This window comes from Parabacteroides sp. AF14-59 (assembly GCF_003479515.1).
GTDB classification, from domain to species: domain Bacteria; phylum Bacteroidota; class Bacteroidia; order Bacteroidales; family Tannerellaceae; genus Parabacteroides; species Parabacteroides faecis.
Genome location: NZ_QUHH01000014.1, coordinates 78016 through 90872 on the forward strand (window position 1 = coordinate 78016; position 12857 = coordinate 90872).

A 12857-nucleotide genomic window follows, 5' to 3' on the forward strand; every position below is an offset into this window, starting at 1 on the left:
ATATTATGAAATACTTTTCGAGATTGATCATAATTGCATTGACCTTTTTCTCTACCTCATGTGCAGATTATCTGGATATTGTGCCGGATGATATTGCTACAATAGAGAAATCGTTTAATAACAGGGCGGCAGCAGAACGTTTCTTCTTTACTTGTTACAGTTATCTTCCGAATCCGACGGATATTTGGAATAGTACGGAGCTGATGACCGGAGATGAGATATGGTGGGATATTGATCAACCTAACTGGGTTACCAATCCGGTGACTTATATTGCTAAAGGAAGTCAGAATGCCAATAACCCGTATCTCAACTATTGGGATGGCGAACAAAACGGGAAGAAATTATTTGTGGCAATACGCGACTGCAATATTTTTCTGGAAAATATTGACCGGGTGCATGATATGGAGGAGTATGAAAGGAGCCGCTGGATTTCGGAAGTTAAGTTCCTGAAAGCCTACTATCATTACTATTTAATGACTTTATACGGACCTGTTCCGATCATTGATAAGAATTTACCGGTTTCGGCTTCTCCGGAAGATGTTCGTGTATACCGGGAGCCGGTGGATGATGTTGTAGAATATATTGTGAATTTGATAAATGAAGCTATCCCCGATCTTCCGCTTGAAATTGCTGATAAGACAAATGAAGCCGGACGTATCACGCAGCCTATAGCTGTTGCTGTTAAAGCAAAAGCTTTAGTCTGGGCTGCCAGCCCGTTATTCAACGGGAATGCGGATTATATACATTTTGTAGATAATCAGGGACGGAAACTGGTAGACACTGAATTTAAAGTAGAGAAATGGCAACGTGCGGTAACTGCACTAAAAAATGCTATAGATACCTGTGAGCTGGCAGGACATCAATTGCATACTTTTAGACCGACCACTTCTATATCTGATACAACTGCATTAAAGTTGACACTTCGTTCTGCCTTTTCTGAAAAATGGAATAAAGAGGTTGTTTGGGGATCGACGCATGATGTGGGGGCTTTACAAAAACTTTGTATGCCTCACCTGGTCGTGAACAATTTGGGGAACGGTACAAATGAAATATGTGCTACTCTGAAGATTGCAGAACAATTTTATACCGAAAATGGTATTCCTATCGATGAGGACCCTTCATGGGACTACGAAAACAGATATGATACGCAGAAAGTTACGGATAAGGATAAGTTTTATCTGGAACCGGGTGAGGTGACAGCCAAACTTCATTTTAACCGGGAACCTCGTTTTTATGCAACTCTGGGATTTGACAGATCTGTTTTTGAAGGTGCCGGTAAAATTACGGATAATGATAAGTGGTATTTACATGCCCGCAAGAGTGAGATATCCGGATTCAGAAGTACGGGTGAACATATTCCGACCGGCTACTTTATTAAAAAGTTGATCAATTATGAAACAACGGCAGGGACAGCTTCCAATACTTATAACGGAGTTCGCTATTCATTCCCGCTAGTCCGTATGTCCGATCTCTATCTTTTATATGCCGAGGCCTTGAATGAGGCAAACTCTACTCCTGTGGCAGACGTTTATGCATATACCGACAAGGTTCGGGAACGTGCCGGACTAAAAGGTGTTGTCGAATCCTGGAAGAAATCCAAACTGGCTAATAAACCGAATACGCAGGAGGGGATGCGGGAGATCATTCACCAGGAGCGTCTGAACGAACTGGCTTGTGAAGGTGTACGTTCCGCTGATTTGCGCCGTTGGAAAGAAGCTATGGATTATTTGAACCAACCGGTTAGAGGCTGGAATTATCAAGGGGAAACGGCCGACTCTTATTATACGGTGGTGACTTATGCAAACCGTATATTTAAGACTAAAGATTATCTATGGCCGATCAAAACGAATTCTATAACTATTAATTCGAATCTGGTACAGAATCCTGGCTGGGAGTAATATGTAGAAATAATAAAAGAGAACATTATGAAACAGTTAATATATTCATTTTTTTTGTTGATATTGATCTCATGTGCGGAAGACCATATCGGACAAACTCCAACGGATGGTACAGCTCCGTCGACGATCACGGCGGTGGAGGTAGAAAGTACGCCCGGTGGGGCTAAGATATCGTATACAATACCTAAAGAAACCGATATTTCGTATGTGAAGGGTGTTTATTATGTAAATAACCGGGAGCATGTGGTGAGGTCTTCCATCTATAAAAACAGTTTGGAAATTGAAGGTCTGGGTACAACGGATCCATTAGATATCACATTATATGTCGTCGATCATAGTGAGAATGTTTCCGAACCGTACGTGGTGACCATCAATCCGTCGACGCCGATAGTCGATCTTATATTGAGCTCTGTTAAATTGCAGGCAGACTTTGGCGGTGTCAATGCCACCTGGAACAATGGTTTGGGCTCGGAGATTGGTTTAACTATAATGGCTACAAACAGCAAAGGAGAATTGGAAGATGGCGAAACATATTATTCGAATATGAAAGAAGGTGACTATTCATTTAGAGGTTATGATGATGTCAAACGAGTGTTTGCATTATATCTGACTGATAAGTGGGGAAATGTTTCTGATACCATTCAACAGGAGGTTTCTCCGTATTATGAAATGCAGTTGGATAAGAGCAAGCATAAACGGCTTGTTTTGCCAAAGGATAATAGTACGAACCTGAATACAAATTATACATTCGAAAAAATGTTTGATAATAGCCTTTCGAGTATGTGGCATACAACGGAAAAAGATGGCTCTATACCAATCTGTTTCACACTGGATTTGGGTGTCGATGCAAAATTGAGTCGCTTTAAGCTGTATCATCGTGACGGTACGTCCTGGTTCTATAAACATTACAACCCCAAAACATTTGAAGTATGGGCTACCGATACTTATAAAGAAGGAATGGGTGATGAATATTGGACGGAAGAGTGGAAGAACGATTGGGTGCAAGTGGGCGATTATGTCACCTTGAAACCTTCCGGAGACGGAACTGTCACCAATGAAGATGCGGAGTATGCTTCTAAGGGATTCGAGTATTCTGCACCTTTGGACCTGAAAAAAGTACGTTATCTGCGTTTTGTCGTAAAAAGTACATGGTCGGGAGCTGCCTATTTGCATATTGCTGAATTGACTTTCTGGGGTAATGATCGATAAACTATTAAAATGAGAATCAGAATGAAAAGTATAATAAAAAACATTGCAGGGTTTATTTGTATCATCATAGGATTGATCAGCTGTGAAAATATCAATGATGTACATGAAGAGTATCTGAAATGGGGGGAAGAAATCTATACAGGCGTTGTAGATTCATTGGAAGCGTATCCCGGAAATGAGCGTATTAAATTTACCTGGATGATCAATGCGGATCCTCGTATTACTAAAACTGTAATTTACTGGAATGACGGGGGAGATTCTGCTGTTGTAGAAGTCAATCGTACTCAATCAGGTATTATGCGGATGGAAACAAGTTTGAATTTACCTGAGAATAGCTATATTTTTAAATTTGTGACAAAAGATGATGAAGGTCATAAATCGTTGAATGTAGAGAAAACTGCGGAGATTTATGGTTCCAGATATGTTTCGACTTTGCGAAACAGGGAAATCAGAACGATAGTAGTTCAGGAAGGTAATAGCGTTAAGTTGACCTGGAGTTCGATCGAGAGCGAGACTTTATTGTATACCATGATCACTTATACGGATAATACCGAGCCGTCTAATCCGAAGACGATTGAGAAGAAAGTGGAGAATGATATGTCAGAAACCGTCCTGTCGAACTTGAAAGCAGGAGATGAATTTACTGTGGTTTCTGTTTATCAACCTCTTGGTTCACTGGATACTTTTGAAGCGAGTGCAACGGTCTATCATGTCCCGATTGCGGAATAGTAACTGAAAGGTGATTATGAACTGATGGTATGCAGATAATACGTTCGGAATGTGTTATTGTGCATACCATTGGTATGTTTGGAGATAGTTTATTCTAAATTACGAGTATTTGATACTAATAAATAACAAACAAGATATACGAAATGAAACTAAAAATAGCATTATTTATTCTTACAATATTCTGTATTGGATGTACGAAAGACCCGCAGATCCGGGCGGCTTACGATTTGATCGAGCGTGTTACACCCGGATATGGAAAACAGTTCAAACTGGAACTGATCGAACCTGTCGACGGACAGGATGCATATGAAATAACATCCGTAGATGGAAAAGTGCTTCTTCGGGGTAATAATACCGTTTCCTTGGCTACAGCCTACAATCAATATCTGAAATATACCTGCAATGCGCATGTTTCCTGGTTTGGTGACCAGCTGGATTTACCGGAACAGTTGCCTCTCCCTGAAAAAGAAATAAAAAATACGATTAATGGAAAATACAGAGTGTACATGAATTACTGTACTGTCAGCTATACCGCTGCCTGGTGGGACTGGGACCGCTGGCAAAGGGAATTGGACTATATGGCGATGAACTCCATCAATATGCCGTTGTCCGTTGTCGGACTGGAAGCCGTGTGGTATAATACTTTATTGAAATATGGCTTTACCGATGAAGAGGCCCGTGCTTTCCTGGCAGGACCCGGACATTTCGCCTGGCAGTGGATGCAAAACCTGCAAAGTTATGGTGGTCCGTTACCGAAGTCCTGGATTGACAGCCATGTAGAATTAGGGAAAAAGGTCATCGATCGCCAATTGGAATTGGGAATGCAACCCATACAGCAGGGATTCTCCGGTTATGTCCCGCGTGAACTGAAAAACAAATATCCGGATGCAAAAATTCAATTGCAACCTTCTTGGTGCGGTTTTACCGGTGCTGCACAGTTGGATCCGACCGATCCGCTTTTCAGTGCTTTTGGACGTGACTTTCTGGAGGAGGAAAAGAGATTGTTCGGTGCGCATGGCGTGTATGCTGCCGATCCGTTTCATGAAAGCCGACCGCCGGTCGATACACCCGAATATCTGAGTGCAGTAGGAAATTCCATCTATGAATTATTTAAGAACTTCGATCCCTCGGCCATGTGGGTTATGCAAGCCTGGAGTCTTCGTGAACCGATAGTGAAAGCAGTTCCTAAAGAACACCTTTTGATACTCGACCTGAATGGCGGAAGAAGCAGACAGGAAAATACTTGTTGGGGATATCCGGTTGTTGCCGGGAATCTGCACAACTTCGGTGGTCGTATCAACCTGCACGGTGACTTACGTCTGCTGGCTTCCAATCAATATGTGCTTGCCAACCGGAAGTCGTCCAATGTTTGTGGTTCCGGTTTGTTTATGGAATCGATCGAACAAAATCCGGTTTATTATGATCTGGCCTTTGAAATCCCGCTTCATACCGGTGACGTGGATGTCGAGGAGTGGTTAGGCAACTACGCAAAGCGGCGTTACGGAGCTATTTCTGAGAATGCTCATAGGGCCTGGTTGTATTTGTTAGAAGGTCCGTACCGCCCCGGGACAAATGGTACGGAGCGTAGTTCCATTATTGCTGCTCGTCCGGCACTGAATGTGAAAAAATCCGGTCCGAATGCGGGATTAGGTATTCCGTATTCACCCTTATTGGTTATCCGGGCACAAGGTTTATTATTGAAAGATGCCGGTAATTTAAAGGCCTCTGCTCCTTACCGTTTTGATGTGGTCGATATTCAACGCCAACTAATGTCGAATCTGGGTCAGGCTATTCATAAAAAAGCGGCCGAAGCTTTTGAAAAGAAGGATAAAGCTGCTTTCGCTCTGCATAGCAGCCGTTTTCTGGAAATGCTTCGTGATGCAGATATCTTGTTGCGTACGCGTCCGGAGTTCAATTTTGATAAATGGTTGACTGACGCTCGTAGCTGGGGAACTACCGGTGAAGAAAAAGACTTGCTTGAAAAAGATGCCACAGCACTGGTGACTATTTGGGGAGCTGACGGTGATCCGCTGATCTTTGATTATTCGTGGCGCGAATGGTCAGGTCTGATCGATTGTTATTACCTGAAACGTTGGGAAATGTTTTACGCTATGCTGCAGAAGCATCTGGATATGGGAAAGGATTATTCGGAAAAAGGTCTTCCTATGACTCATGGCCGTGAAGCCTTTCGTGCCAATGAATTCTATAGTCAACTGGGAGACTGGGAACTGGAATTTGTTTCAAAAACCGGCAAAGCCCGTACTCCGGTCATTCAGGGGGATGAAATAGAAACGGTTCAGAAAATGTATAAAAAGTATGCAACTCTAGCCCGGGAATATTATCAGGATGAAATGAAAGCGGATAATATTCAGGAAGGTAACATTTTTGAAAATCTGGGTGAATGATCTGATTGTTGTAATCTGTTAATTGTCACTACTGTTATTTATTCAGGTGTCAGTGTCGTTTTGACTGGCACCTGAATTATTGATATGGAAAAACTGCGGGAAAGTGAGAATTTTTGTTTACATCTTTTTCTATATGTTATTATGTCGATAGGCAAGGTGAAATAGTGTATGGATTCTCAAATAGTGGATTGTTTTGCATCAAATGATATTCAAGGATAGAAAGGATAAATTAACATAGTTCTCGTAGGACTACGTTCTTAGTAAATGCAAATTTACACATATATTTATTTATATAAATTAAATAGCGGGAGAAAATATAGCAAAACTGCCGTATAACATATATTCTTTTTTATAGACTACCTTATTGCACAAATTGTATTTTAAATGATTTTATTGATTTGTAGCTTGCTTTATATGCTGTTTTATTCCCGCTTAACGCATATTTATTATTCTTTATAATTAAAGCTTGTTAGATAAAATATGTTAAGCTGTTTATTTGGCGCTAATTTTTATCACCTCAATTAAAAAAGCGTAAGGCGCTGTTTGGCACTTTGTTAAGTCCCTCCTTCATTGTAGACCTCTCTGATAATTTACATAAGTCCTACGAGTACTTAGTATTATAGACTTAATACTCAATCTAAATGTAAAATTATGAGAAGAAGAATGATGTTATTACTTACCTGTTGTATAATAGGTGTAGGTTTGGTGATGGCTCAGTCGTCTAAGGTAACCGGTAAAGTTCTTTCCGATGAGGATGGAGAAGCTATTATTGGAGCGACTGTGATGGTGAAAGGGACAACTATCGGTACTGTAACTGATGCAGATGGTTTTTTCAGTTTGAGTAATGTCCCGGCTTCGGCAAAAGTTCTGGAAATCTCGTTTGTCGGAATGGAAACGATGACCGTTAAAATCGCTCCGAATCTGACAATCCGGATGAGAAACTCTTCAGAGATGCTGGATGAAGTGCTGATTACAGGAACCTATGGTTCGGCAAAGAAATTAGGTTCAATGGTTGGGTCTGTTGCCGCCGTTAAATCGGAAAAGATTTCTAATCGTCCGAGTGCGAACTTTGCAGACGCTTTACAAGGGCAGGTTGCCGGTCTACAGGTATACACCTCTTCGGGAGAACCGAGCGAAAATGTTTCTATGCGTTTGCGTGGTGTCGGTTCTATCAATTCTTCTACGGAGCCCTTATTTGTTTTGGATGGCTCCCCGATTTCCAGCGGTGTTTTTACCGCTTTGAACCCGAGTGATATTGAAAATGTCACAGTTTTGAAGGATGCGTCGTCAACATCCATTTACGGTTCCCGTGCAGCGAATGGTGTCGTGATAATTACAACTAAGCGTGGTAAAGGTTCAAAACCCACGGTTAGCGTTAAAGGACAGTATGGCTTTTCACAGCCGGCGTTGCCTACAACGGAAATGATGAACACGACGCAGTATTACAATTTCTGGAAAACGGTTAAGCCGGATGCCAATCTTTCTACGGTTGAAAAATACATGAATATGGGAATTTCTACCGATTGGGCTGATTATTTTTTGAAGGATAATGCCCCGACATGGCAATTGGATGCAAGTATTACAGGTGTTGCCAATAATACGAATTACTTTATTTCTGCCAGTCATTATGATGCGGAAGGTGTGGAACCGGCTTCTGGTATGCGTCGTGAAACATTACGTAGTAATATTGATTCAAAAGTATTTAGCTGGCTGCGGGTAGGGCTGAATTTGGGTTTGTCTTATGAAGATTTTGAGACAAACGGATTTGCCAGTACAGGAAATAGCTGGTATAATGTTGGTACTTTAAGCCGTTGGGCTGTCCCTTATGAAACTCCTTATGAAATAATAGAAAACGCGGATGGTAGTATATCCTATGGTAAGCGGAAAGATTTACTGGATGTGCTGGGACTGTGGAATCCATATTATTTATTAGAAAATCAACCGACTGAAAAAAATAAAATTCGTCTTTATGGGAATATGTTCGAAGAACTGACTCCGGTTAAGGGACTGACAATTCGTGCCGCCCAGGCTATGGATGCATTTGATTACAGGTATCGCTATAAAAGTTTACCGGCCAGATATAATAATTATTCCGGCAGTGCTGCCGAAACTTTCCAGCGGTATTCTTCTTTTACGCTGACTAATACGGCTGAATATAAGTTCGATATCAATAAGTCGCATAACCTTACAGCTCTGGTGGGGCAAGAGTCGATTATATACGATGGCAGTTCTTTCGGAACCAGCGTAGACGGCATAACCGATTCTCGTTTGTCGATGGTAAGTCATGGTACAACATACAAAGCGCCGAGCGCGAGTCTGAAGAAGAAAACGATGAACTCTTTCTTCGCACGCGCGGAATATAATTTCAATGAAAAATATTATCTGGATGCCTCTTACCGTACGGATGGTTCTTCTTTGTTTGGGGTAAACAAACGCTGGGCTTCCTTCTTTTCTGTTGGGGCTATGTGGAATATGAAGAAAGAACAATTCCTGGCTGATGTAGACTGGTTGGACGAATTGCGTGTGAAAGCCAGTTATGGTACAACCGGTAACTCTGCGTTTGAAGGTGACCCCTATTACCCGTCCTTAGGATTGATCGGTACAGGACTTTACAACGGGAACCAGAGTTTCGGAGTTTCTTCCGTACAAAATGACGATCTGACCTGGGAAAAACAAAAAACATTGAATATCGGCTTCAATTCACGTTTCTTTAATCGCTTGAGTATCGACTTTGACTTCTATAACAAGGTGACGACGGATATGTTGATGACGATCCCGTTCTCTTATACAACCGGTCATGATTCAGGGTGGGGAAATATTGGCAGTATGTTTAATCGTGGTATCGAACTTACCGCTTCTTATGATATAATCTCCAATAAGGATCTCTTTTGGAGTATTTCGGCTAATATCAACTATAACAAGAACCAGATTACAGAATTGTTTGGCGGACGTGATGAGTATGTAGTGGCTAATACAGGTGTTAAATATGAAGTAGGTAAAACATATGGCGATTTCTATTATGTGAGATGGAAAGGCGTTGATCCGCAGGACGGGCAGCAAATATGGCTGGATAAAGACGGGAATGAAACAAAAACTTATTCTGAAGATAATGCCGTGTTTACCGGAAAAAATCAATTTGCACCCTGGATAGGTGGTTTCAATACCCAGTTTTCCTGGAAGGGTTTCACTTTGAATGCGGACTTTTCTTTTATGTTGGGTAAATATATGATCGATAATAACCGCTACTTCGTTGAAAATCCGAATTTCGTCGGACAGTTAAACCAGGCTGTCGTGATGGAAAATATGTGGACAACACCTGGGCAGGTAACGGATATTCCGGCAGCAAATTCTGCAATTCAATTTGATACTCACTTGATTGAAAATGCATCGTTTATGCGTCTGAAGAATTTGACGATCGGCTATAACCTGCCGGACAATTTATTAAGAAAAACAGGCTTTATCCGTGGTGTTAGAGTCTTTGCTGTTGGCCGTAACTTGTTGACTGTTACAAAATATCAGGGAGCGGACCCGGAGGTGGATTCAAACTTGCAGTTAGGTAAATATCCGAATACCCGCCAGTTCTCATTTGGTGCTGAATTTACGTTCTAATAATTTGTAAAAAGAAGAAAATCATGAAGAAAAAATCTATTATATTGTCAGTTGCGACCTGTTGCTTTGCTGCTTTTACGGCTTGCGATATGGATTTGGCTTCGGAAACAAGCATACCTACCAATCAATCTGTTCTGTCTGTACAGGATTGTGGGAAATATAGTAATTTGTTCCATGCGGAATGGCGTGGTTATGTGCAAAATGCCTATACCATGGATGCGTTGGTCCAGTCAGGATTGATAACAGCCACGGCTGATTACGGAAATACGTATGGCGCTTTTTACCGTTGGGATTATACTATTACAGATGGTGCTTTTTCTGGCTGTTGGAGCAATAATTATAATTTTATAGCAAACGCCAACGTCCTGTTGAAAGGGGCAGAAGCTTTATTAGCTGATAATTCGTTATCGGATGCCGATCGGAATGAAATCCGGCTTTATATGGGCCATGCTTATTTTACAAGAGCGTATGCTTATTTTGAGTTGGCTCTTCATTTCTGTAAAAATTACGATCCGGCTACCGCTGCTAAGGAATATGGCGTTCCTCTTGTGGAAGAATATAATTCGACTCCATCTATCGCCGGAACTTATCCGGGACGTAGTACGCTGGAAGAAACTTATAAACAGATCGATAGCGATTTGGCAAAAGCAGAAGAATATGTAACGACAACAGGAGAGATAAACTCTGCTTATATCACGGCTGATGTGGTAAAAGCTTTAAAAGCCAGAATAGCATTGGAAAAAGAGGATTACCCGACTGCTATATCTGCCGCTACCGCGCTGATAAACAGTGGTACTTATCCATTGATGACAGACGGTGATGCTTATGCTGATATGTGGCTGCATGACAACGGAACGGAAGCCATCTGGCAGTTTGCTATGGTGAAAGCCAAAGAAACGGGACCGAATGCCTTGGGTAGCGCTTTCTGCGGTATTATAGATAAATTACCCCGCCCTTCTTATTTGCCGACTAACACTGTATTGAATTTGTATGATAAGGAGAATGATATTCGTTATAATGCCTATTTTACGTATGACTCGATCGATGCCCAGACTGTTCCGGACTTTATGATTACGTATTGTAAGAAATGGCCGGGTAACCCTGAATTGTATGAAGGAAAGAGCAATAACATAAATAAGACCAAGGCTTTCCGTATTTCAGAAATGTATCTGATTGCGGCTGAGGCTTATGCGATGTCAGGAGATGAAACGAATGCTTCCGCGATGTTGAATAAATTGAAGACAGCCCGTGTGAAAGGATGGAGTGATAAGTTTTACAAAGGCGATGCTCTGATAAAAGAAATTCAGGATGAGTATGTCCGTGAATTATTCGGTGAACATCCTTACCTCTTTGACCTGAAACGTTGGAAGAAAGGGCTGAACCGTTCTTCAAGCGAAGCTCAGGATATTTCTTATCTGCCTGCTTTGGGCACGGATATGGTAAAGGCCGCCGACGATTATATGTGGGTATGGCCGATCCCTAAAGATGAGATCGATGCGAACCCGCAGATCAAAGAGCAGCAGAATGCTGGGTATTAAGTTATAAATTGGAGTCAGTCTTATTGGAAATGAATTTTCGATAAGACTGATCAAAATAGAATATCTAAAAAGTGTTTGTTGGCTGTTTGTTATTTTTCTTGCAATAAAAGTTACAAGACTATTTTTAAGTATTGTATGCCTAAATCGAGCTTGTTATGAAAAAAATAAAAAGTTTAAAACTGTTTGTTTTCATCAAGTGTCTGCTTTTATTAGGATTGATGTTAACATGTAAAAATGAAGAGGATGTAAATTTGAGAACAGTTGCTGAAAACGCTTTTTTTACATATAGCGGAACAGCACCTGCTATTAGTGAAATTACACTGGGACTGAAAGACCTAAATGAACAAAAGAACTTTTCTTCAGCATTTATAGCTAATTATGGACAACCTGTGTGGCTAGAATCTATAGTTGTTACAATTGATAAAGAAGAAACTATAATTATAACCCCGATTAAATTAGGACAGCAGAAACAGATAAATACGCTTTGGGTGTTTTTTGCTCGTAATAATATCGTTTCTAATATTGTTCTTACTAAAGAGATGCTTTCTAAAACTGAAATGGATTTAGAATGGGGATTTGATTATTTTAACCAAAAAATGTTCTCAGAAGAAATGAATTATCAATATCATTTTCATGAGTTAAATGATGATTTACAAACGCGTTCTGGAGTTTTAGTTACATATTGTGTAAACTATACAATCGAAATAGAGTTTGAAGGGAAAAAGGCTACCAGTTCCGGCACTCATTGTTGGAATGAATACTATAGGACTCATGAATTTGAGGTTATAGATCATGTAGATTCTCCGGCAAATGTCGTTGTTGATGAAATATATGTATCCAATCAACAAGCGTGGGAGGGAGGAGGCGGTGATACTCATCCGATGGGTAATACCCCGAGAGAGAGATTTAATAGGGTTTGCAAAATTATTACAGAAATTAGAGATCAAGAACGAGATAGAATAATCTCTGTTGTCGATAAGTTTGCGACTACTCCTGTTTTTGAAAGACTGTATTTTCTTCTTAGTCGTAAAACGTTATATATAAAAATGGATCCTATGATAGGTGTGAATGCACAGTATGATAAGTCAACAAATACGATTTCTTATAGAACAGAGACAGATATACTCAGTATATATTTTGATGAAGAACTTATACATGCATCTCAAGCGATAGAGTATGGTGATCGAATGTTGAATAAATATAAGAATTTTGAGTTTGAAGCAAAAGTATTAAGAGACTTGGTGGCACATCGTGCAGATGGTGGAGCTTTTATCGGTAGTGTTAATATGGATGACCAGTTTATGGGTCAATATCAAGATTTTATACTTGATATGTGTGATCGAAAATCCATATCAGATATAGATATTCAACTCTATTTTGGCTTTTTGGAGCGGTGGACAGGTTATCCTGGTATTGTAGATAAATCTATTCTGCCGCAATTATTGATTGCATATAGTGTATTATTTTAA

At 40.5% G+C, this 12857-nt stretch carries 7 protein-coding genes; all 7 read left to right on the plus strand.

Annotated elements, in window-relative coordinates:
• The first annotated feature begins 5 nt into the window (after positions 1-5).
• Positions 6-1898: a RagB/SusD family nutrient uptake outer membrane protein gene (locus DWW23_RS15640; RefSeq protein ID WP_122354210.1), complete on the plus strand. Its 1893-nt coding sequence runs from the start codon at positions 6-8 to the stop codon at positions 1896-1898.
• Positions 1899-1925: 27 nt separating this feature from the next.
• On the plus strand, positions 1926-3107 hold the full coding sequence (locus tag DWW23_RS15645) for a DUF5000 domain-containing lipoprotein (protein WP_122354211.1): 1182 nt from the start codon (positions 1926-1928) through the stop codon (positions 3105-3107).
• 21 nt (positions 3108-3128) lie between these two features.
• The gene (locus DWW23_RS15650; RefSeq protein WP_122354212.1) at positions 3129-3836 is read left to right on the plus strand and encodes a DUF4998 domain-containing protein; all 708 of its coding nucleotides are present in this window, start codon (positions 3129-3131) and stop codon (positions 3834-3836) included.
• A 143-nt stretch (positions 3837-3979) separates the two neighbouring features.
• A complete protein-coding gene (locus tag DWW23_RS15655; RefSeq protein ID WP_122354213.1) occupies positions 3980-6241 on the plus strand; it encodes an alpha-N-acetylglucosaminidase in 2262 nt (753 codons plus the stop codon).
• Positions 6242-6892: 651 nt separating this feature from the next.
• The gene (locus DWW23_RS15660) at positions 6893-9850 is read left to right on the plus strand and encodes a TonB-dependent receptor (RefSeq protein ID WP_187576740.1); all 2958 of its coding nucleotides are present in this window, start codon (positions 6893-6895) and stop codon (positions 9848-9850) included.
• Between the two features lie 23 nt (positions 9851-9873).
• Positions 9874-11388 carry a RagB/SusD family nutrient uptake outer membrane protein gene (locus DWW23_RS15665; RefSeq protein ID WP_122354215.1) on the plus strand — a complete coding sequence of 505 codons (1515 nt, stop codon included), beginning with the start codon at positions 9874-9876 and terminating at the stop codon, positions 11386-11388.
• A gap of 155 nt (positions 11389-11543) precedes the next feature.
• A complete protein-coding gene (locus tag DWW23_RS15670) occupies positions 11544-12857 on the plus strand; it encodes a hypothetical protein (RefSeq protein WP_122354216.1) in 1314 nt (437 codons plus the stop codon).